At 71.1% G+C, this 21,035-nt stretch carries 21 protein-coding genes; 4 read left to right on the forward strand and 17 right to left on the reverse strand.

Annotated features, from left to right (window positions below):
- The first annotated feature begins 189 nt into the window (after nucleotides 1-189).
- Nucleotides 190-1,347 carry a cystathionine gamma-synthase gene (locus tag K7787_RS18355; RefSeq protein WP_009190329.1) on the forward strand — a complete coding sequence of 386 codons (1,158 nt, stop codon included), beginning with the start codon at nucleotides 190-192 and terminating at the stop codon, nucleotides 1,345-1,347.
- A 9-nt stretch (nucleotides 1,348-1,356) separates the two neighbouring features.
- Here K7787_RS18355 and K7787_RS18360 read toward each other — a convergent pair whose 3' ends face one another.
- The 3 genes from K7787_RS18360 to K7787_RS18370 all read right to left on the reverse strand — a co-directional run bounded on the left by K7787_RS18360 (nucleotide 1,357) and on the right by K7787_RS18370 (nucleotide 2,791).
- On the reverse strand, nucleotides 1,357-1,605 hold the full coding sequence (locus K7787_RS18360) for a hypothetical protein (RefSeq protein ID WP_223002214.1): 249 nt from the start codon (nucleotides 1,603-1,605) through the stop codon (nucleotides 1,357-1,359).
- Nucleotides 1,606-1,689: 84 nt separating this feature from the next.
- Entirely contained in the window at nucleotides 1,690-2,196 is a 507-nt protein-coding gene (locus tag K7787_RS18365) for a sigma factor-like helix-turn-helix DNA-binding protein (RefSeq protein WP_223002215.1), read from the reverse strand.
- 70 nt (nucleotides 2,197-2,266) lie between these two features.
- Nucleotides 2,267-2,791: a MarR family winged helix-turn-helix transcriptional regulator gene (locus tag K7787_RS18370; RefSeq protein WP_439943662.1), complete on the reverse strand. Its 525-nt coding sequence runs from the start codon at nucleotides 2,789-2,791 to the stop codon at nucleotides 2,267-2,269.
- 160 nt (nucleotides 2,792-2,951) lie between these two features.
- Between K7787_RS18370 and ilvA the strand changes: the two genes are divergently transcribed.
- The gene (ilvA, locus tag K7787_RS18375; RefSeq protein ID WP_223002216.1) at nucleotides 2,952-4,196 is read left to right on the forward strand and encodes a threonine ammonia-lyase; all 1,245 of its coding nucleotides are present in this window, start codon (nucleotides 2,952-2,954) and stop codon (nucleotides 4,194-4,196) included.
- 187 nt (nucleotides 4,197-4,383) lie between these two features.
- On the opposite strand, the gene greA is transcribed toward ilvA, so the two are convergent.
- Together greA and K7787_RS18385 are read right to left on the reverse strand one after the other, a co-directional pair.
- The gene (gene greA, locus K7787_RS18380) at nucleotides 4,384-4,884 is read right to left on the reverse strand and encodes a transcription elongation factor GreA (protein ID WP_223002217.1); all 501 of its coding nucleotides are present in this window, start codon (nucleotides 4,882-4,884) and stop codon (nucleotides 4,384-4,386) included.
- Nucleotides 4,885-5,060: 176 nt separating this feature from the next.
- A complete protein-coding gene (locus tag K7787_RS18385) occupies nucleotides 5,061-5,459 on the reverse strand; it encodes a DUF4307 domain-containing protein (protein ID WP_164394407.1) in 399 nt (132 codons plus the stop codon).
- Nucleotides 5,460-5,684: 225 nt separating this feature from the next.
- On the opposite strand from K7787_RS18385, the gene mca reads away from it, so the two are divergent.
- Nucleotides 5,685-6,542 carry a mycothiol conjugate amidase Mca gene (gene mca, locus K7787_RS18390; RefSeq protein WP_043261223.1) on the forward strand — a complete coding sequence of 286 codons (858 nt, stop codon included), beginning with the start codon at nucleotides 5,685-5,687 and terminating at the stop codon, nucleotides 6,540-6,542.
- Between the two features lie 6 nt (nucleotides 6,543-6,548).
- Entirely contained in the window at nucleotides 6,549-6,803 is a 255-nt protein-coding gene (locus K7787_RS18395) for a hypothetical protein (RefSeq protein WP_009190336.1), read from the forward strand.
- Nucleotides 6,804-7,109: 306 nt separating this feature from the next.
- On the opposite strand, the gene K7787_RS18400 is transcribed toward K7787_RS18395, so the two are convergent.
- The 12 genes from K7787_RS18400 to K7787_RS18455 form a co-directional block, all read right to left on the reverse strand.
- A complete protein-coding gene (locus K7787_RS18400; RefSeq protein ID WP_223002218.1) occupies nucleotides 7,110-10,313 on the reverse strand; it encodes a tetratricopeptide repeat protein in 3,204 nt (1,067 codons plus the stop codon).
- Nucleotides 10,314-10,412: 99 nt separating this feature from the next.
- The gene (locus K7787_RS18405) at nucleotides 10,413-11,036 is read right to left on the reverse strand and encodes a LysE family translocator (RefSeq protein ID WP_223002219.1); all 624 of its coding nucleotides are present in this window, start codon (nucleotides 11,034-11,036) and stop codon (nucleotides 10,413-10,415) included.
- Between the two features lie 243 nt (nucleotides 11,037-11,279).
- On the reverse strand, nucleotides 11,280-12,512 hold the full coding sequence (locus tag K7787_RS18410) for a cytochrome P450 (RefSeq protein WP_308036385.1): 1,233 nt from the start codon (nucleotides 12,510-12,512) through the stop codon (nucleotides 11,280-11,282).
- Between the two features lie 7 nt (nucleotides 12,513-12,519).
- Nucleotides 12,520-13,059, reverse strand: coding sequence for a diaminobutyrate acetyltransferase (gene ectA, locus K7787_RS18415; RefSeq protein ID WP_223002220.1), 540 nt, complete (start codon nucleotides 13,057-13,059; stop codon nucleotides 12,520-12,522).
- 40 nt (nucleotides 13,060-13,099) lie between these two features.
- Nucleotides 13,100-14,362: a diaminobutyrate--2-oxoglutarate transaminase gene (gene ectB / locus K7787_RS18420; RefSeq protein WP_223002221.1), complete on the reverse strand. Its 1,263-nt coding sequence runs from the start codon at nucleotides 14,360-14,362 to the stop codon at nucleotides 13,100-13,102.
- Nucleotides 14,359-14,622: an acyl carrier protein gene (locus K7787_RS18425; RefSeq protein ID WP_223002222.1), complete on the reverse strand. Its 264-nt coding sequence runs from the start codon at nucleotides 14,620-14,622 to the stop codon at nucleotides 14,359-14,361. Before K7787_RS18425 ends, ectB begins: the two co-directional genes overlap by 4 nt.
- Nucleotides 14,623-14,671: 49 nt before the next feature.
- Nucleotides 14,672-16,222: a class I adenylate-forming enzyme family protein gene (locus tag K7787_RS18430; protein ID WP_223002223.1), complete on the reverse strand. Its 1,551-nt coding sequence runs from the start codon at nucleotides 16,220-16,222 to the stop codon at nucleotides 14,672-14,674.
- Nucleotides 16,222-17,151, reverse strand: coding sequence for a holo-ACP synthase (locus tag K7787_RS18435; RefSeq protein ID WP_223002224.1), 930 nt, complete (start codon nucleotides 17,149-17,151; stop codon nucleotides 16,222-16,224). The genes K7787_RS18430 and K7787_RS18435 overlap by 1 nt, the downstream gene beginning before the upstream one ends.
- Nucleotides 17,148-18,434, reverse strand: a complete 1,287-nt coding sequence (locus K7787_RS18440; protein WP_223002225.1) for a type III PLP-dependent enzyme domain-containing protein — start codon at nucleotides 18,432-18,434, stop codon at nucleotides 17,148-17,150. Before K7787_RS18440 ends, K7787_RS18435 begins: the two co-directional genes overlap by 4 nt.
- A gap of 502 nt (nucleotides 18,435-18,936) precedes the next feature.
- Nucleotides 18,937-19,224, reverse strand: coding sequence for a hypothetical protein (locus tag K7787_RS18445; protein WP_223002226.1), 288 nt, complete (start codon nucleotides 19,222-19,224; stop codon nucleotides 18,937-18,939).
- 67 nt (nucleotides 19,225-19,291) lie between these two features.
- The gene (locus K7787_RS18450; RefSeq protein ID WP_223002227.1) at nucleotides 19,292-20,269 is read right to left on the reverse strand and encodes a helix-turn-helix transcriptional regulator; all 978 of its coding nucleotides are present in this window, start codon (nucleotides 20,267-20,269) and stop codon (nucleotides 19,292-19,294) included.
- Between the two features lie 98 nt (nucleotides 20,270-20,367).
- Nucleotides 20,368-20,943 carry a CGNR zinc finger domain-containing protein gene (locus K7787_RS18455; RefSeq protein WP_223002228.1) on the reverse strand — a complete coding sequence of 192 codons (576 nt, stop codon included), beginning with the start codon at nucleotides 20,941-20,943 and terminating at the stop codon, nucleotides 20,368-20,370.
- Nucleotides 20,944-21,035 lie beyond the last annotated feature (92 nt).

Below are 21,035 nucleotides of genomic sequence, written 5' to 3' on the forward strand. Positions count from 1 at the left end.
CCTGTGGAAAACTCCGCCCGCCCCGTTCGCCCCTTCCTCCACGCGCCCCGTCAACCGTCCCCGTCACCCGCCCCCGTCGACCGGCCGCCCGCCTCCGCGGGCCGACCCCCCTTCCTCCGCCCGCCCCCTTCCTCCGCCGCCCGGCCCGCCGTCCCGCACCGGCCGCCCGGGCGCACTACGCTCGGGCGCATGAGTGACAGGCACATCAGTGAGCACTTCGAGACCCTCGCGATCCACGCGGGCAACACCGCGGACCCCCTGACCGGCGCGGTCGTCCCGCCGATCTACCAGGTCTCGACCTACAAGCAGGACGGCGTGGGCGGTCTGCGCGGCGGCTACGAGTACAGCCGCAGCGCCAACCCGACCCGGACCGCCCTGGAGGAGAACCTCGCCGCCCTGGAGGGCGGCCGCCGCGGCCTCGCGTTCGCGTCCGGACTGGCGGCCGAGGACTGCCTGTTGCGTACGCTGCTCGCCCCCGGCGACCACGTCGTCATCCCGAACGACGCCTACGGCGGCACCTTCCGGCTGTTCGCCAAGGTCGTCTCCCGCTGGGGCGTCGAGTGGTCGGTCGCCGACACCAGCGACCCGGCCGCCGTACGGGCCGCGCTGACGCCGAAGACCAAGGTCGTGTGGGTGGAGACGCCCTCCAACCCGCTGCTCGGCATCACCGACATCGCCGCCGTCGCGCAGGTCGCCCGGGACGCCGGCGCCCGGCTCGTCGTCGACAACACCTTCGCCACCCCCTACCTCCAGCAGCCGCTCGCGCTCGGCGCGGACGTGGTCGTGCACTCGCTGACCAAGTACATGGGCGGCCACTCCGACGTCGTCGGCGGTGCGCTGATCACCGGCGACGCGGCCCTCGGCGACGAGCTGGCGTACCACCAGAACGCCATGGGCGCGGTCGCCGGTCCGTTCGACTCCTGGCTGGTGCTGCGCGGCACCAAGACGCTCGCGGTGCGCATGGACCGGCACAGCGAGAACGCCACGAAGATCGCGGACATGCTGTCCCGGCACGCGCGCGTGACGAGCGTCCTGTACCCGGGCCTGCCCGAGCACCCCGGTCACGAGGTCGCCGCCAAGCAGATGAAGGCGTTCGGCGGCATGGTCTCCTTCCGGGTCGCCGGCGGCGAGGAGGCGGCCGTCGAGGTCTGCAACCGCGCCAAGGTCTTCACGCTCGGCGAGTCCCTCGGCGGCGTCGAGTCCCTGATTGAGCACCCGGGCCGGATGACGCACGCCTCCGCGGCGGGCTCCGCCCTGGAGGTCCCGGCCGACCTGGTGCGGCTGTCCGTCGGCATCGAGAACGCCGACGACCTGCTGGAGGACCTCAAGCAGGCCCTCGGCGGCTGACGGCGGCGCTCACCAGCCGCGTACGGGTGGAGTCGTCCGCGACGGCGGCTCCACCCAGGGGCGTGCGGCCGAGACCCACACCGTGAGCGCGATCACCGCCGCCAGCAACGTCAGCCACAGCACGCGGCGGACGAGCGCCTGGCGGCGCAGCAGCCGCTCGCCCCGGCGTACCGCGTCGGCGTACAGGCCGGGCGGCACCTGGGGCCGGGGCTGCGCCAGGAGGCGCCGTACGACCCGCTCGCGTTCCGTCCTGTTCACTTTCCGCCCCCTCCGCCCGGCCCCGTCCCCGCGCCGTCCGCCCCTCGTCGTGCACGCGCGCGTGCACGACGCCGTACGACAGGGCTACGACGGGGCCGGCTTCGGGGCGCCCGCGTCCGCCGGGGCGCGCGCGGGCGGACGGGCGAGGGCGGCGACCGCGCGGTCGCCGAGGACGCGGACCCGGTCCTCGGGCAGTCCCAGCAGCGCCGCCGTCTGCTCCTCGGCGACCCCCTCGTACAGCGTGAGGACGACGACCAGCCGCTCCTCGGGCGGCAGGTCCCCCAGGGTGCCGGCCGGGCGGGGACGGGCGCGCGGCAGCGGGGCGTGCGCCCGCCACGCCTCGCGGGCGAAGCGGGCGGCGAGGTGACGGCGGGCGTGGTCGTACGGGTCGTCGCCGCGCAGCCGGTCCCAGGACGCGTACGTCCGGGCGAGGGCCAGCGTCAGCAGGCGTCGCGCGCGCGGGTTGTCGTCCGGGGCCTCCGCCGTCAGCAGCGTCGCGGTGTGCAGCAGCCGTCCGCCGGCGCCCGCGACGAACGCCGCGAAGTCCCCGGCCGGGCGGTTGCCGCCCGACGACGCCTGCCGTTCTCGCACCGCGCCTCCCGCGAAGGGCGATCTTGGGGGAACAGGACCCGGACGCGTGCGGCCCGGGTGCGGGGACGGATCAGGACGCCCGGCCCGGTTCCGCCGCCGCGGCCGGCCCCGTCGCCGCGGCGCCCGGGGAGGTCTGCCGGGCGGACAGCGCGTGGTTGAAGCGGGTCAGCAGCGAGCAGAACACCTCGCGCTCCTCCGGCTCCCAGTCGTGGGTCAGCTCGGCCATCAGCCGGCGCCGGGACGAGCGCACCTCCGCCAGCCGCGCCAGCCCGCGCGGGGACAGCTGCAGCACCACCGCGCGCCCGTCCTCGGGGTGCGAGGTGCGCTTGACGAGCCCGGTGTCGACGAGCGGCGCCACCTGCCGGGTGACCGTGGAGGAGTCGATGCCCATGCTCGCGGCGAGCGCCTTGACGCCCATCGGGCCCTCCTGGTCGAGCCGGTTGAGCAGCAGGTACGCGGCACGGTCCATGGAGTTGCGCACCTGCGCGACGCCGCCGAGCCGGGTCTGCTCCGCGCGGCGGGCGAACAGGGCCACCTCGTGCTGGAGCGCGTCGAGGAGACCGGTGTCACCGACGGTCGTCATGTCCATCGACATTTCAGGTGTTGTGGGCATGGCCGGACGCTCACTTCTGAAGGGCTGCTGGTTGGGGGACAGGGTACGCGGCCCGGCGGCGCGTCGTACCGGCGCTGCGCGAACCGGTCCCAGAGGTTGGTCACACCGGATGCGAACGGCCGTGGACTGCGAGACTTGAGGGATGAACTACCGCACGGCCGGCTCCTTCCCTCCCGTCACCCTGGACGACGTGCGCGGCGCCCGGAAGATGCTGTCCGGAGTGGCGCGGGTGACCGCGCTGGAGACCAGCAGACACCTGTCCGAGCTGGTGGGCGCGCCGGTGCTCCTGAAGTGCGAGAACCTCCAGCGGACCGGCTCGTTCAAGCTGCGCGGCGCCTATGTCCGCATCGCCGGGCTGCTGCCCGAGGAGCGCGCGGCGGGCGTGGTGGCGGCGAGCGCGGGCAACCACGCGCAGGGCGTCGCGCTCGCGTCGTCGCTGCTCGGCGTGCACGCCACGGTGTTCATGCCGAAGGGCGCCCCGCTGCCGAAGATCAGCGCCACCGAGGAGTACGGCGCCGAGGTGCGGCTGTACGGCCAGGTGGTGGACGAGACGCTGGCCGCCGCGCAGGAGTACGCGGCCGGGACCGGCGCGGTGTTCATCCACCCGTTCGACCACCCCGATGTGATCGCGGGCCAGGGCACGGTCGGGCTGGAGATCCTGGAGCAGTGCCCCGAGGTGCGCACGATCGTCGTCGGCATGGGCGGCGGCGGGCTCGCGGCCGGCATCGCGGTCGCGGTGAAGGAGCTGCGGCCCGATGTGCGGATCATCGGAGTGCAGGCGGCGGGATCGGCGGCGTATCCGCCCTCGCTGGCGGCGGGCCGCCCGGTGGCCGTCGAGAACCCGGCGACCATGGCCGACGGCATCCGGGTGGGCCGGCCGGGCGATGTGCCGTTCGCGATCGTGGACGAGCTGGTGGACGAGGTGCGCACGGTCGGCGAGGACGCGCTGTCCGCCGCGCTGCTGCTGTGCCTGGAGCGGGCCAAGCTGGTGGTGGAACCGGCGGGCGCGAGCCCGGTCGCCGCGCTGCTGAGCGCGGGCGGCGGCACGGGGGCCGGCGACATCGAGGGCCCGGTGGTGGCGGTGCTGTCCGGCGGCAACGTCGATCCGGTGCTGCTCCAGCGCGTCCTGCGGCACGGCATGGCCGCGCAGGGCCGCTACCTGGCGGTCCGGCTGCGCCTGACGGACCGGCCGGGCGCGCTGGCCACGCTGCTCGGCGTGCTGTCGGCGGCCGACGCGAACGTCCTCGACGTGAGCCACGTCCGCACCGACCCGCGGCTCGGGCTCGCCGAGGCGGAGGTGGAACTCCACCTGGAGACCAAGGGGCCGGCGCACTGCGCGGAGCTGGGGCGGGCGCTGCGCGACGCCGGGTACACGGTCATCGACTGACGGCGCATGGCCCGGCTGACGGGCAGGCACGGTGCGGCTGGCGGGCACGCACGGTGCGACTGGCGGCGCACGCACGGTGCGGCTGGCGGCGCACGGTCACCGGACGAGGGCGACCGGAGAGGCGGCACGGCGAAGCCCCCAGCGCTCCGCAGGGGGCGCCGGGGGCTCTCGGAAGGATGGTGGGGCCTCAGCCGCTGTACGGCTCGGCCTTCAGGATCGTCACCGAGGCCTTCTTGCCGTTCGGCAGCTCGTACTCGGCGTCCTCGCCGACCTTGTGGCCGATGACACCGGAGCCGAGCGGGGACTGCGGCGAGTAGGTCTCGATGTCGCTGCTGGCGTACTCGCGCGAGGCCAGCAGGAAGGTGAGCGTGTCGTCCTCGTCACCGTCGAAGGCGATCGTCACGACCATGCCCGGCGCGACCGCGCCGTCGGTGGAGGCCGGGGCCTCGCCGACCTTGGCGTTCTCCAGGAGCTGGGTCAGCTGGCGCACACGGAGCTCCTGCTTGCCCTGCTCCTCCTTGGCCGCGTGGTACCCGCCGTTCTCGCGCAGGTCGCCCTCCTCGCGCGCGGCGGCGATCTTGGCGGCGATCTCCGTGCGCGCAGGACCAGTAAGGTACTCAAGCTCGTCCTTGAGCTTGTTGTACGCCTCCTGGGTCAGCCAGGTGACGTTCTCGCTGGTCTGGGTCACAGGTGCTCCTCGTCGGTACTGGGGATACAAAGCATCGCCCTCCCCAGAAGAATGTTCCCTCTTGGATGGGCGAAACCACGAGCCTAACAATTCAGCGGCCAAAGGGGGAGGACATAAGCCATGTACATCACGTCAACGCTGGTCAGCGCCTCACTGTTCCGGAGGACGCCCGCGCGTCAGTCGGCGTGGCAGCCCAGCAGCTCGCCCGTGGTGCCCCGGGCCGTCGTGCGCAGCGTGACGACCTGGTCGATCTGCTTGGCGTGCTGATCGAAGCGGAAGTCGGCCCGGCCCACCTCGTCGCCGTCCTCCGCCTGCGACCGCAGCGTGCAGTAGCCGCGGGCGTCGGGGTCCTTGTGGACCTCCAGGTGGATCTTCACCGAGTCGTCCGAGGTCTGGAACGAGACGACCTGCGCGCTGATCTCGCTCTTGGCGACGTAGTGGTAGGCGAAGTAGCCGACCAGGGCCAGCACGAGCACGCCCAGGACGGCGCCCGCGATCTTGAGCTTGCGGTCGGCACGCTCGTCCGAGGAACGGCCGTAGCGGCCCTCGGGCAGCCGGGTGCTCGCCGTACTCATGATCGTCCTCTCGGCAGGGGCGGGACGGGCGTCCCGCGAGGGGCCTCCGGAGCCGTACTCCGGAATTATTCGCCCCCCGATTCGGTCACTATAGAAGCCCCGGCACGCCGTGCGAGCGCCGCCCCGGAGCGAGGAACGACCCGGGACGGCGCCCGCTGACCGCCCGCCGAGCGCGGGCGCCGACCTGACCTTGAGGATTGAGCCTTGACTGACCAGCTGCGACTGATGGCCGTGCACGCGCACCCCGACGACGAGTCGAGCAAGGGCGCGGCCACCATGGCGAAGTACGTGTCCGAGGGGGTGGACGTGCTGGTCGTGACCTGCACGGGCGGCGAGCGCGGCTCCATCCTCAACCCCAAGCTCCAGGGCGACAAGTACATCGAGGAGAACATCCACGAGGTGCGCCGCAAGGAGATGGACGAGGCCCGCGAGATCCTCGGCGTGAAGCAGGACTGGCTCGGCTTCGTGGACTCCGGGCTGCCCGAGGGCGACCCGCTGCCGCCGCTGCCGGAGGGCTGCTTCGCCCTGGAGGACGTGGACAAGGCGGCCGGCGAGCTGGTGCGCCGGATCCGCTCCTTCCGTCCCCAGGTGATCACCACCTACGACGAGAACGGCGGCTACCCGCACCCCGACCACATCATGACGCACAAGATCTCGATGGTGGCGTTCGAGGGCGCGGCGGACACCGAGAAGTACCCGGAGGGCGAGTACGGGCCCGCGTACCAGCCGCTGAAGCTGTACTACAACCAGGGCTTCAACCGGCTGCGCACCGAGGCGCTGCACAAGGCGCTGCTGGCCCGCGGCCTGGAGTCGCCCTACGGCGAGTGGCTGGAGCGCTGGGAGAAGTCCGGCCACAAGGAGCGCACGCTCACCACGCACGTGCCGTGCGCCGACTTCTTCGAGATCCGCGACAAGGCGCTGATCGCCCACGCCACGCAGATCGACCCCGACGGCGGCTGGTTCCGGGTGCCGATGGAGGTCCAGAAGGAGGTCTGGCCCACGGAGGAGTACGAGCTGGCGAAGTCCCTCGTGGACACCTCGCTCCCCGAGGACGACCTCTTTGCGGGCGTCCGCCGGGCCTGAGGGACAATGCCTGACATGAGCGCAAGCGCGAGCCTGGCAACGACGCATCTGGTCACCCTGGCGGAGTTCGACAAGAACAAGGTCACCCCCGGTGTCCTCGGCTTCATCGTCTTCGCGGCGATGGCCCTGGCGGTGTGGTTCCTGATGAAGTCCATGAACCGCCACATGGGCAAGGTCGACTTCAAGGAGACGGCGGACTCCGAGGGCGGCACGCCCAAGGGCGCCGCCGGCTCGGGCGGGGTCCAGCCCTCCAAGGGCTGAGCCGACAGGGGCGTCCGGCACGGCGGCCGTCGAGCCGCCTCCGGCCGCCTTCGGACCGGCTCTCCCGCGCGCGGCGGGCCGGTTTCCCATGCCCGGCGGGCCGGCTTCCCGTGCCCGGTTTCCCGCGCGCGGCGGACTGGCTTCCTGGGCCCGGTTTCCCGCGTCCGGCGGATCGGCTTTCCGCGTTCGGCGGACCGGCTTTCCGCGTCCGGCGGACCGGCTTTCCGCGCCCGGCGTACGGGCCGCGTGCCCCCGCCGGTGCGCGGAGTCACGCTGCCCTGGCACACGGCGCGCTGCGCGCCCGGCTCACCCCGCCGTGCCGGCCGTCACCCCCATCACCTCGCGGGCGTGGCGGTCCGGGACCATGCCCAGGCGCCAGGCCTGCCAGCCCGCGTCCAGGTCCACGCCGCGCTCCAGCAGGAGCTGGTAGGCGTCGATGCAGGGGTCGAGCTTCCCGTCCCGCAGCGGATGGGCGGCGCGGGCCAGCCGCGTCAGCTCCTCCTGCGCCACCGCCGTGCCGATCTCCACCCCGCCCGGCGCCGCGAACGGCAGCAGGGTGCAGCGCAGGAAGCGCGCCCAGTCCTCGCCGCGGGCGTCGCCGTACGAGGCGAACAGCGTCACCGCCTCGTCGCACAGGGCCAGCGCCTGCTGGGTGCGGGCGTTGCCCGCGTCGACCACGGCCAGCTCCAGGCAGGTCCAGGCCTCGCCGTGGGCGACGCCGATGCGCTGGAAGTCGGCGCGGGCGTCCACCAGCAGCTGCCGGGCGAAGCCGGAGTTGCGCAGCGAGCCGGTGCGGGCCGCGCGCTGGTCGCGGGTCACCCGCGCCGAGTGGTGCCGGGCGCAGGCCAGCCCGTACACGTCGCGCATCCGGGAGAACATCGTGCGGGACCGCTCCAGCTCGCGCACCGCCTCGTCCAGGTCGCCGGTCTCCTCCAGCGCCTGCCCCAGGTAGTACAGCGTCCACGCCTCGCCGCGCGCGTCCTCGTTGTCGCGGTGCCGGGCGGCCGCGCTGCGCAGCTCGGCCACCGCCTCGGCGGTGTCGCCGGCCACCAGCCGGGCCCGCGCCAGCTGGGTGAGCGCCCACGCCTCGCCGCGCGCGTCGCGGGTGCGGCCGTAGCGCTCCAGGGCCTGGCGCAGGTCCTCCTCCGCGCGCGGTACGTCGCCCTGGCGCAGCGCGAGCTGACCGAGCTGGAAGTGGGCCCAGGCCTCGCCGTGCACCGAGTCGCCCGCGCGGTGCAGGACCAGCGAGCCGTTGAGCAGGTCCAGGGCCTCGGCGAGATGGCCCCGGTCGCGTTGCACCGCGGCGAGCGCGTGCATGGTCCAGGCCCGGTCGGTCGCCAGTTCGGGCACCGACTGGAGGTCCAGCGCCTCGCGGAGCCGGGCCGCCGCCTCCGTCAGATTGCCCTGGTGGTGCAGGGTGATGCCGAGCGAGTTCAGCGCGCGGGCCGCGCCCGCGTCGTGATGGGCCTCCCGGTACAGGTCGACGACCGAGGCCAGGGTGGCGCGCGCCTTGTCCAGCTCGCCGAGCTGCCGGGCCGCGATGCCGGTACGCCACTGCACCGAGCGCACCAGCAGCCCCTGGTCGACGGCCTGCGTCAGCTCGCTGATCTCGCCGAGCCGGTACAGGTCGCCGCGCAGCAGGCAGTAGTCGCACAGCGCGCCCAGCAGATGGAGCACAGCGGCCTGGTCGACGCCCTCGTCGGCGTGCCGGAGGGCGGCGGTGATGAAGCTGGACTCGTCGTCCAGCCAGCGCAGCGCCTCGTCCAGGGAGGTGAAGCCGTGCGGGCTGAAGTGGTCGGAGCGGGTGGAGTTGTTGCCGTCGACCAGCCGCAGCACGGAGTCGGCCAGCTCGGCGTAGTTGCCGATCAGGCGTTCCTGCGCGGCGGTGCGCTCGGCGGGGTCCTCCTCGTCCAGCAGCCGGGCCTGGGCGAAGGCGCGGACCAGGTCGTGCAGCCGGTAGCGGTTGCCGCGTACGTGGTCGATGAGGCCCGCGCGGGCGAGGGCCGCCAGGTGCCGCCCGGCCTCCGTCTCGTCGGTGGCGGCCAGCGCGGCAGCGGCGGCGGCGCCGAGCGAGGCGCGGCCGGCCAGGGCGAGCCGGCGCAGCAGCCGCCGGGCCGGCTCCGGCTGGTCGGTGTAGCGCAGCCACAGCGCCCGTTCGACCGGCTCCACCGGGCCGTACGCCTCCAGGTCGGCGGCGAGCCGGCGCGGTGAGCGGGGGCCGAGGGCGGAGCCGGCGACGCGCAGCGCCAGCGGCAGCCCGCCGCACAGCCGGCGGATCACCTCGGCGGACTCGGCGTCGTACGGGCCCGAGCTGTCCTCGGCGGCGGCGCCCAGCAGTTCCTCCGCGCCCGCCTCGTCCAGCGGCCGGACGGGCAGCTGGTGCACCCAGGCCGACAGGTCGGCGGGCAGGTCCAGCGGCTGCCGGGCGGTGACGAGGACGAGGCTGTCGGAGCGTTCCGGGACCAGGGCGCGGACCTGGCCGGCGTCGGAGGCGTCGTCCAGCACGATGGTGACCGGCAGGCCCGTCACATGCTGTTCGTACAGTTCACCGAGCCGCTTGACCTGCTGGTCGGGGGAGGAGCGGTCGCGGAACAGCAACTGCTCGCGGGGTGCGCCGAGCCGGTTGAGCAGGTGCAGCAGGGCGTCGCGGGTGGGCAGCGGCGGCTCCTCGGGGCTGTCGCCGCGCAGATCGACCACGACCGCGCCCCGGAACTGGTCCTTGAGATCGTGGGCCGCGCGGACGGCGAGGGTGGAGCGGCCGGAGCCGGGCGCGCCGTGCAGCACGACGACCGTGGGGCGGGTCTCGCTGCTGGCGCGGGCCGCCTGCACCCACTGCCGGATCCGCGCCACCTCCTGCCGCCGCCCGGCGAACGCGCCCACCGGTTCGGGCAGTTGACCGAAGGACTGCTCCAGCACGCTGCGCCTGCGGGCCGCCGCGCTCTTGTCGGCGCCGCGCAGCCGGGGCGCGGCCTTCTTCGGCGTGGTGGCGGCGGTCAGGACGCGCTGCTGGTCCAGGAACGGGCGGATGCCGCGCACCTCAAGCGCGGTCAGCCATTGCAGCCGCAGCTGCTCCGGGCCGCCGGGCTGGCCGGCCGCGCCCGCCCGGTGGTGGGCGGCGGGCAGATGCACGGCGGTCACCTTGACGACGGTGGCGGCGGCGCCGACCGCGCCGACGGTCAGGCCCGCGCCGACGGCGGTGCCCGAGCCGGTGCCCAGGGCCAGGTCGGCGACGGCGGCGGCGACCGCGGCGACGCCCGCGACCAGCAGCGGAGTGCCCGCTCCCTCGCGGGCGTAGCGCTGCGCGAAGGTCTGCTGCCCGGCGGCGGCCTCGTCCAGGGCGCGGGTGTAGGCGGCGTACTCCTCGGCCGCGGGCTCGGCGAGGGTGTCCAGCGCGGCGCGCGCCCGGGCCAGCAGCACCGCACCGTCCGTCCGCCCGCCCGACCGCCGCACCTCCTCCTCCACGGCGGTCACCAGCAGCCGCTCGGCATCCACCCGATGACTGTCCCGCATGTCCCGTCCCCCTCCGGCGCCAATTCCTTGACCCCAAAGTGTCCTTCGCCACGCGCGGGAAGGCGAGGGGGCGACGATCACGGGTCGGGCCGGCCACGATCAAGCCAGCAGGATCTCGCCGAAGATCGTCCCGGCCAACGCCACATAGACGGTGCATGCGATGTAGTTCAGCGTGGCCGTCGCCTTGTTCGAGTCGGCAAGACGTGCATGGAAAAATCCCGCCATGACTCCGATGCATCCGTAAAGAACCACCTCCATCAGAACGTCGACCGCACCGAGCATCGCCATCTGCACTCCGGGGTTGTCCGCGCTTCCGATGAACTGCGGGAGCACCGCCAGGAAAAACAGAATGATCTTCGGATTCGTGACGCTGACGAAGACGCCTCGCAGATACCAGCGGCCCGCCGTGACACCACTGTGCCCGCTGATCGCACGACGCGCGTGGCGCATCGTCACGTAGGCCAGCCACAGGAGGTAGGCCGCACCCAGGATCCTGACCGCGTCGAGCACTAATGGGTGTGATCGGGCGATCTGCCCCATGCCGGCGACGACGGCGGCGGCGTAGAGGCTCATGCCGGTCCCGATGCCGAGGATGGCCTTCACCGCGGGCCGGCGACCGCCTTCGAGGCCCACCGCGAGCATGTAGGCCATGTCGGGCCCCGGGGGGCCGAGGAAGAGCAGGATCACCGCCACGTACCCCGGCAGCACCGTCAGATCCACCATCGTCAGCGACCTCCGGTCCTGGCAGGACGTGCGGGAACTCCGCCGTGCCGGTAGTGATCGCTCCGCGCCGGGTCACCGCCGACGGCGGACGGGCGCCCGATGCCGGCCTTCGAGGCTGTCATGAGATCTCCCAGTCGGTGTGGAACCAGCTAAGCTGGTTCCACCATACACGCGAAGCTCCCGATGGGCATGGGTGATCATGCATGTGGACCCATTCACCAGGAGCTTCACCGTTCACAGAAGTCAGGAACGCGGGACGAAGGTGATCGGCATTTTCCTCGCGCCTGTGTTCCCGGAATCAGGCAGCCACTCGGCGCCTTCTCCCACCCGTAGATCGGTCAGCCGCGCAGCCAGCGCCGAGAGGGCCACATTGAGGTCCGCCCTGGCGACGAAGTGCCCCAGGCAGTGGTGCAGGCCGCCGCCGAAAGCGAAATGAGGCGAGCGGTCGGCGTCGAGGTCGATACGGTCCGGGTTGTCGAACTGGGCGGGATCGGTGGCCGACGTAAGGGTGAACAGATGGACCGTCGTCCCCTTCTCGATCGTGCGCTCCTTGTGCTGGAAAGTTTCTGCCGCTTCGCGCGTGGTCCATCGGTTGATCGGGTTGACGCGGAGCACTTCTTCGACCGCCTTGACGGAATAGCGGTCCGGGTCCGCGGCCAGCTTCTCCCACTGGTCCGGCTGCCGTGAGAACGATTCGACAGCCAGCGCCAGTTGGTTCCGGGTCGTGTCGATCCCCGCGAAGATGAGCAGGATGATGAGATTGATCAGCTCCTGGTCCGAGAGCCTGCCGTCGTCCTCGTCCCTGGTCTCCACCAGGGTGCTGAGGATGTCGTCCCGGGGCGACTTCCTCCTGCTGCTCACCAAGGATTCCGCGTACCGGGTGAGTTCGACGACGGCTTCGTCGATCTGTGCGATGTTCTCCTGGATCGAGATGCCGATACCGAGCCCGATCGTGGACGCCAGCTGATTGATCTTCTTCCAGTCGCGCTCGTCTATGCCCAGCATCATGCACAGGATCCGGGTTGAGTACGGCGCCGCGAAGCGACTGGCGAACTCCGTCTGCCCGTCTTCGATCCATTCGTCTATCAGGCCGTCCGCCAGGGCGCGGAACCGGGCTCGCAACGGGTCTATCCGGCGCGGAGAGAACGCGGGGTTCACCAGGCGGCGGATCCTGTTGTGCTCGTCGCCCTCCAGTACCAGCAGAGTCTTCTTCCACCAGCTGTCGTAGTGCCCCCCGGCCACTCCGTGCTGAGCCGGCCACTTGGCCGACCCCTGCGTCAGACGGGGGTTCTTCAGCAGGGAACTGCTGTCCTCGTACGAGAGGACGGCAATGCCCCAGTCGGTTTCCGCGTACCAGTGTGCGGCCCGCGCCTTTCGCACCTCTTCCGAGTCCATGCGAAAGTACTTGTCATTGATGTCGAGGTGCAGAGGTGTCGGTTGCTGCGCCATGGGGAACGGCTCCTGATCGTCGGACACTGCGGGCTCAACCGGCGGTCAACGGGCCGATGCGGTAGAGGACCTCGTCGTGGTGGCTGTCGGGGAAGAGGCTGCCGGGGAACAGCACGCGGGTCTCGATGCGAGCCGAGTGCTTCTTGGCGAACTGCTTCAGCACCATGAGTATCGCCTTGTTCTCGGCGGACACCGTGGCCTCGACGTACCGGGCGCCCTGGGCCACCTGCCGGTCGGCCGCGGCCTGGAACAGCTTCACCCCGAGGAAGGGGATGCCGTGGCGCGGATTGACGGCGGTCTGCCAGACGAAGTAGGTCTCCGGCTCCTCGGGGCGGCGGTAACCGGTGAGGAAGCCGACGATCTCGTCGTCCACGGTCGCGATCAGCGAACCGTCGGTGAAGTCCCGGAACCACAGCGTGTAGTAGTAGATGCTGTTGGAGTCCAGGCCGGGCGTGTTCTCGACCAGTTTCCACACGGCCGGACCGTCCTCGGGCACCGGTGCCCGGAAGACCGCCTGCTTCTTCTCGGCGGTGCTCCGGTCCGCGCCGGCTGCGGGGGTGGTGCTGATCGTCATGGCGGGGGGATCCTTTCTCCGTCGGGGGTACCGGGCGCGGTCATGCCGTTTCGAAGACGGCGCGTTGCACGATGCGCAGCCCCAGCTCCAGTTCGTCGCCGGAGATGGTCAGCGGGGGCAGCAGCTTGACGACCTGGCCATGTGCTCCGGAGGTCTCCACGAGCACTCCGAGTTCGAAGGCCCGGCGTGCGGCGCGGCCGGCGTGCCGGGGGTCGGAGAGCTCAAGGCCCCAGACCATCCCGCGGCCGCGGTAGGCGGATCCGCTGTGGTGCGCGGCGGTGTCGCGCAGCGCGGCTTCGATGGTCTGGGCGTGTGCCAGGGTCTGCTGCTTCAGCTTGTCGTCGGCCCAGTAGGTGTTGAGGGCGGCGGCCGCGGTGACGAAGGCCGGATTGTTGCCGCGGAACGTGCCGTTGTGTTCGCCCGGCTCCCAGACGTCCAGTTCCGGTCGGAACAGGCAGAGGGACATGGGCAGTCCGTACCCGCTGATGGACTTGGAGACGGTGACGATGTCCGGGGTGATGCCGGCCTCCTCGAAGGAGAAGAACGCGCCGGTGCGTCCGCAGCCCATCTGGATGTCGTCGACGATCAGCAGCATGTCGTGCTGCCGGCAGAGCTGGGCGAGGCGGCGCAACCACTGCGGACGGGCCACGTTGACGCCGCCCTCGCCCTGGATCGTCTCCACGATCACCGCGGCCGGCTTGTCCAGCCCCGACCCGTGGTCCCGGAGCAGCCGCTCGAACCACAGGAAGTCGGGCGTCTTCCCGCCCATGTAGTGGTCGAAGGGCATGGGAGCGGTGTGCACGAGCGGTACGCCGGCGCCGGCCCGCTTGAAGGCGTTGCCGGTCACCGCCAGGGAGCCCAGCGACATGCCGTGGAAGGCGTTGGTGAAGGAGACGACCGTCTCGCGCCCCTTGACCTTGCGTGCCAGCTTGAGGGCGGCTTCGACGGCGTTGGTTCCGGTCGGGCCCGGGAACATGACCTTGTAGGGCAGGTCCCGCGGGCGCAGGATCATGTTCTGGAAGAACTCGAGGAACGCGCGCTTGGCCGTGGTCGACATGTCCAGGCCGTGGGTGACGCCGTCGCGCTCCAGGTAGTCGAGCAGAGCGCGCTTCAGCACCGGGTTGTTGTGGCCGTAGTTGAGGGATCCGGCGCCGGCGAAGAAGTCCAGGTACTCGTGCCCGTCCTCGTCGTACATCCGGCTGCCGTGCGCCCGGTCGAACACGGTGGGCCAGCCGCGGCAGTAGCTGCGTACCTCTGACTCAAGGGTCGTGAAGACGCTCAGGTCGGGCTGGATGAGCGTCATGCCGAGACCTGCTCGAGCCGGGTGCGCAGGACGAAGTCGGTGAAGGTGTCCACCGAGACGAAGTCGTCCGCGTCCAGGTCCTCCGGGTCGACGACCAGGCCGACGGAGTCCTCCATGGCCATCAGCATCTCGAGCATGGTGGTCGAGTCGAGGTGCAGGTCGTCGAAGAGCCTCACGTCGCCGGTGAGACCCGTGACGGGGCGTTCGAGGACGTCGGTGAGGGCGTTCTCGAGGGCGGTGACGACGTTCTGGCGATCCATGGGCATGTCCTTGTGTGTGAGGAGTTGCTGCGGTCGGGTGGAAGGAGGATCAGTGGGCCAGGCCGGCCCGCGGGGCCTCGGCGGTGACCGGGGCGGCCGAGGTCTGTTCGATCACAGCGGCCAGCTTCTTGCGGTCGACCTTGCCGTTGCCGTTGGTGGGCAGGGCGTCCAGGCGGACGCAGCGCCGCGGGATCTTGAAGGGTTCGATGTGGTCGCGCATGCTCTCGCGCACCTCGTCGGCGCTGATGTCGGCGACCACGGCGAGGAGCGCGCCCCGCTTGCCCTCGGGGGGCAGTACGGCGGCCGAGGTCACCCCCTCGACGCGGGTGGCGGCGGCTTCCACCTCGGTGGCGCTCAGCCGGAATCCCCGCTCCTTGTACAGGTCGTCCCGGCGGCCGGAGAAGTAGAGGTAGCCCTCCTCGTCCAGCCGGCCGTAGTCGCCGGTGCGCAGCTCGGGGAACAGTCCCTCGGCACGGGGGAAACGCTCGGCGGTCAGCTCGGGGCGTTTCCAGTAGCCCGCCATGACGTTCGGACCGCGCACGACGAACTGGCCGATCTGCCCGGGAGGCAGCCGGTGGCCGTCGTCGTCGACGACGAAGACCTCGGTGCCCGGCAGCGGCAGGCCGCATGATCCCGGACGGTCGAGGTCTCCGTCCGGTGGCATGATCGCCGTGCGCTTGCACTCCGTGAGGCCGTACATCACCTGGATCCTCAGCCGGGGCAGTGCGGCGCGCAGCGCGGACATGGTGGTTTCGGACAGGGCCGCTCCGGTGTTGGTCAGCAGCCGCAGCCGGCTCGGTCCTCCGCTGCTGCGGCGCAGCAGCCAGGCGAGCCGATCGGCGATGGAGGGCACGGCGGGCAGCACGGTCGCCCCGGCTTCCTCCAGACTGCGCAGCAACGGGGGTCCCGCCTCGGCGACCGAGCCCAGGTGCAGCCGGGCGCCGCTCAGCGCGGCGAGGTAGACCTGGTAGAGCCCGTAGTCGAAGGAGAGCGGCAGCGGGCAGTACACGACGTCGTCGCCGCGGTACCGCAGGCACTCCTGGATCGCGAAGACGGCGAAGAGCACCTGCTGGTGGGTGCCGACCACGGCCTTGGGCATCGAGGTGGTGCCGGAGGTGTAGATCAGGCTGACCGGGTCCACGGGCAGGGCGCTGCGGCCACCGGGGGCGAGCGGCACGTCGGTGTCCGTGTCGAGCGCGGTCCGGACGAGCTCGTCGAGCCCGAGGAAGCGCACCTCGTGCTCGGCGGCGGTCCGTCCCGCACCGGGATCGTCGGAGACCAGCAGTTTGGGTTCGCAGTCCCGCAGCACATGGTCCAGCGGCCCGCCGCGTACCTGCTCGTGCAGCACGCTGAAGACGGCGCCCAGGCGGGAGGCCGCGTAGAGCAGCACGGTGATGCCGATCCCGTCGGCCGCGGTGACGACGATCCGGTCGCCGCGCCGCAGTCCCTCGCGGTGCAGGAGCGCGGCCATCCTGGTGCTGGCGGAGGCGAGTTCTCCGTAGGTCAGGCTGCGGCTGTGCGAACTCAAAGCGGCCGATCGAGGGCTGCGGTCGGCGGCCGCCTCCAGCAGTTCGTGCAGCAGTTGCGCTGTACGGGCCATCAGGTCTCCTCGGCAACGGGGTGGAGGGCGTTCGCCGTGTCCGTCCTGCGGAAGGGGACGACAGTGGTGGCGGTGGCGGAGCAGACGAGCTCGGGGGCGTCGAGGACCGCGGCGGCGCTCTCTCCCGCTCCCGGGCGGGCGCTGAGGACTTTGTGCGCCTCGAGTTCGACCACCCGGCGCAGCCTGGTCCGTCGCACCAGTCGCCCGCGTGCCTCGATGTAGTCGCCCGGCTTCACGGGTGCGGCGAAGCGGACATCGCTGTACTGGGCCAGCAGCCCCTCGTCGCCGTCCGTGCGGATGGTGATCTCGGTGACCAGATCGCCGAACAGGCGCAGGAGGCGGGCGCCGTCCACCAGGTCGCCCCCGTAGTGGGCTTCCTCCTGGCCGACTCGTACGCGCAGGAAGGCGGTGGCCTCCGGGGTCTGTTCACCCCGGGCACTGTGCTGGGCGGGGGCTGTCGTGTGGATGCTGGGCGGCGACACGGTGTCAGGCTCCTTCGGTTCGGCGGGTGCTGTTCGTCCGTTCTCGGCCGCCGCGCCGCCGGTGCCGGGGACGCCGATGGCGACTGCGGCCACGACGGTCTGTTTGTGGGTGATGGACACGGAGACGGAGGGCGGGGCCCATCGGGCGGCTCTCCCGTGGAAGCGGACGGCGGGGGCGCCGTGCGGTGTGTGCGCCACGCATATCTCCCGCGGCGCCACGCCCTGGAGGAAGCCCCTGCCCAGGACCTTGAGAATGGCCTCCTTGGCGGCGAAGCGGCCCGAGAGGAACTCCAGGCGCCGTCGGCCGCCGAGCGTCTCGGCGTGGGCCAGTTCCTCCGGGGCGAAGCTGAAGCGCAGGAACCAGGGGCGCTCGACCAGACGGCGGAGTTCCGAGCAGTCGAGGACATCGACCCCGACCCGGACGGCCCGGCTTGCCGCGGTGGTCATCCGGCCGCGGTGCGGAAGTCGACGAGGTGCTGCTTGGCGAGCAGATCCTCCGTGGTGTCGCGGTCCCGGACCAGATGGGCCCGCCCGCCGCGCACCATCACCTCGGCCGGGAAACCGTGACTGAGGAAGAGCCCGGGTGAGGCCGTGGGCCCGTAGGCCCCGGACCGCTCCACCGCCAGCAGATCCCCCGGCCGCACCTCCGGCAGCCGGACCTTCTTGGCGATGACGTCGTTGGGTGTGCACAGCGGCCCCGTCACGCTGTAGGGCCGCAGCGCTCCGGCGCCCCGGTTCCCCACGCGGCGGATCGGGAAGTTGCGCTTGACGAAGCTCCCGACACCGACGGCGGCCATGTGGTGGTTCGTGCCGCCGTCGGCGACGACGAAGCTCTCCCCCATGGAGTTCTTCACATAGCGGGCCCGGATGAGGTACGTGCCGGCCGTGGCCGTCAGGAACCGGCCCAGCTCCGTGATCATCCGGCAGCGCGGGTTGCGCGCGGAGAAGGAGGAGAGGACGTCCGCCAGTGCGGTTCCCAGGGTGGCGAGGTCCAGATCCTCCTCGTTGTCGAAGTAGGCGACGCCGAGCCCACCGCCGAAGTCCACGGTCTCCAGGGGGAAGCCGAGCCGTCCGGCCAGCTCCTCGGCGGTGGCGAGGATCCGGCGGGTGTTGTGGACGACGTCCTCGTGGTTCAGGAACCGTGTCCCCATGTAGGCGTGCACCCCCTTCACCCGGACGCGGCGCAGGGCCGCGAGTCGGTGCTTGGAGTCGCGCAGTTCGGCTTCGTCGATGCCGAACTGCCGGGGCTTGCCTCCCATGGCCAGTCCTGACCCCTTGCTGCCGAAGGCGGGGTTCACTCGCAGAAGCACGGGGAACTCGTCGCGGCCGGCGGTTTCCAGCAGCGAGTCCAGCAGGTCGAGTTCGTCCAGCGATTCGCAGACGATCGCGTGGATTCCGGCTTCGACGCACGCGGTGAGTTCGCGTTCGTCCTTGCCGGGGCCGAGGAAGATGACGTCCTGGGGCGCGACCCCGGCGTGCAGGGCGGTGACCAGTTCGGCATAGGAGGAGACCTCGGCGCCGGCGCCGAACGAGTTCAGCAGTGCGCAGACACTGATGTTCGGGTTGGCTTTGAGCGAGTAGAAAACATCGACACCGGCCGGGAGAACGCCGCGCAGCTTGCGATACGTGTCCTCCAGGATGTCCGCGTCGTAGACGAACAGAGGGGTGCCGAACTCCTCGGCGAGGGCCGCCATCGTATTGCCCTGGATGTGGTCGTTCGAGGTAGCCATGCAATCACTGCCATCCGCCGTCGTCGGACCGGCGGCTTACGGTTCGCTCCTTCGTGAGTGAGCTGCCTGGGGTGGATGTCCGATCTTTCATCGCTCGCCTCTCGACTGGTTCGTTGTCCAGCAATCTCGATTCTGCGAGCTTTCACGCGGCAAAGGAAGGACTGACGGGTGGACAGAATCGGTCCTGACCTATTCAGGCCCGCGAGCGGACTTGTTGTCCGACGAATGAGGAGACGGCGGTCGCGATATTCCCCGTGCATACTGAATCAAACTTATGAAAAAGGCCCGGCTTCCCACGGTGGCCGACGAGAGCGGCCGCACCGGCCGGCATGCCTGGACGTGCCCGGGGGGATCGCCGGGCAGGGTGGCGGAAGATCGCCGCAGGGTGGCGGAGGATCGCCGGGCAGGGCGGTCCGGTCGTCCTGCCCGTCGGCGGGGACACCCGGACACGGGCCGGAAGGAGCACCCGCCCCGCGACGGATCGGATCAGGGCGAGACGGCCTCAATCCAGTTCGTAGTGCATGAGCGGCGCTTCAGCGCGCCGCAGGCACCATTCAGCCAGCTGAGGGCACGCGGCGGCGGCGCGCGCCCAGATCTGCTCGGCGGTCGACTCCGCCTCGTTCAAGGACGCGACGCGCAGGAAGAGCCCGATGACCGGGTCAGGTCGTGACTGCAGATGCACGCTGACATGTTCGAGGACGTCCGGTGCGGTGGCTTCCAGCAGCTGCCTGATCTCGGCGGGCAGGGAGGCGTCGCCCGGAGGGGAGACAGCGAGGTGGACGAGGTACATGAGGCAACTGTCCTATTCGGTTCGTCAATCCCTTCCACGCCGTGTCGATCAGCGACCATACGGACCGTCATGGCCGGACGAGCCCCCTCGCGACCGCGTGCACACCGGCCTGGAAGCGGCTTCGCGCGCCAAGGTGGTCCATGAGTTTCGTGGCGATGCGGCGTGCCGTGCGAGCCGACACACCCAGCCGGGCCGCGACGGATTCGTCGGTGTGCCCTTGGGACAGCAGCCGCAGGACTTCCGTCTGCTGCGGACTCAGCCTCCGCGTGTCCGCGGGCGAGGAGGTCGCGCCCAGCGGCCGGGCGGACTGCCAGACGCAGTCGAACAGGGCGTACAGCGACGAGACCACCCCCGGCGTCTGCAGAACCACCGCTCCGGCGGCGGTGTCCTCGCAGTCGGCGGCGACGACGGCGATCCTCCGGTCGCAGATGATCATGCGGTTCGGTAAGGAGGGGACGGTCCGTATGCGCCCGCCGAGCGTGGCCAGCCACTCCGCGTGCGCCACGGTGGCGGGGTCGTTGCGGGCGCTGTCCAGATAGACGGTGCGCAGGCGGACACCGCGTTCCAGCAGGTTCTCGGCGAGCGGTCGCGAACTGCGCACGTTGGCCGCCGTCTGGGCTCCGCCCGGAGCGAACGTCAACAGCTCGTCATCGACCCTGTCGTACAGAGTCGCCAGGTAGTCGCGGACGCAGTCGACCCCGTTCAGGCGGAGCAACTCCTCCCGCGCCTGGGTGAACTCCGATTTGAGACGTACGGCGGCGGCCTGAGCCTCTTGGACACGTTTTTGCTGCGCGGCCAGCTCGGCCCGTTGCCTTGCCAGCAGGATGTCCGCGGCCAGGTGCGGGTCGACTGCGTGGAAATTCTGGGGATCTTCGGAGGAGCTCCGTATCAGGGCCAGTTCGCTGAGGGTGTCGAGTGCTGTCAGTACCGCCTGCTCGGTCAGCTGGAGTCGGCGCGACAGATCGGCCACTCCGTCGTGCGGGTGCGCCAGCATCTCGCGGTAGACCACCTCGGCCGTGGCGTCCATTCCCAGAACATCGAACATGCGATTCCCCCTTTTCGAGCGGCGTGCGGTAGCGGGACTACGGAACGCGGGAGTCTCGATACCACGAAGTCACGACGACCGTCGATCGGGCGGCGCGGTCAGTCGGCGAGGCTCGACTTATTGCGCTTGCCGGCGAGGAAGCGTGCCTTCTTCTCGCGATTCCCGCATGTGTTCATGTCGCACCATTTGCGGGTGTAGCCGCGGCTGGTGTCGACGAAGGCGGCTCGGCACGTCGGCGATGCGCACAACGAGATCTTTCCTTCTCGTTCTCCCGCGAGAAGGCTGATCGCGTCGGCGGCGATCACGCTGAGCGCGTCTTCCACGGAAGCAGAACCCAGCCGCCATTCCCGGCTGCCCTCGGGCGTCAAGATCGCCGAGGCCAGGCCGTGAGTACTGCAGTCATTGATGACTTGGACAGCTGAAGGGGGAAGCGGGCTCTGGTTCGCGACGGCGGTGGCGGCTGCGTGAATTGATTCCCGTAGCTGTCGGGCGTGGTCGAGCTGCGACTGGCTGCAGGAGTCGACGGCGAGCCCGCTGATTTCCAGCCAGTCCGCGAGCCGGGACGGCACAGGAATGCGCTCCAGCGTCTCGCCGTAACGCTCGGACAGGGTCCCCGTGAAGCTGGTCGCCAGCACCTTGCCCAGGCGGAACTCGGGAAAACGCACCACTGCCATGGAACCATCTTAGCTGGTTTCCTCCTGCGGTACAAGCATGCGAGAACCCCCGCAGATGGTTCCGCGTGGCCGGGGTCCCGCATACTCTCCAA

Source organism: Streptomyces sennicomposti (assembly GCF_019890635.1).
Classification (GTDB): domain Bacteria; phylum Actinomycetota; class Actinomycetes; order Streptomycetales; family Streptomycetaceae; genus Streptomyces; species Streptomyces sennicomposti.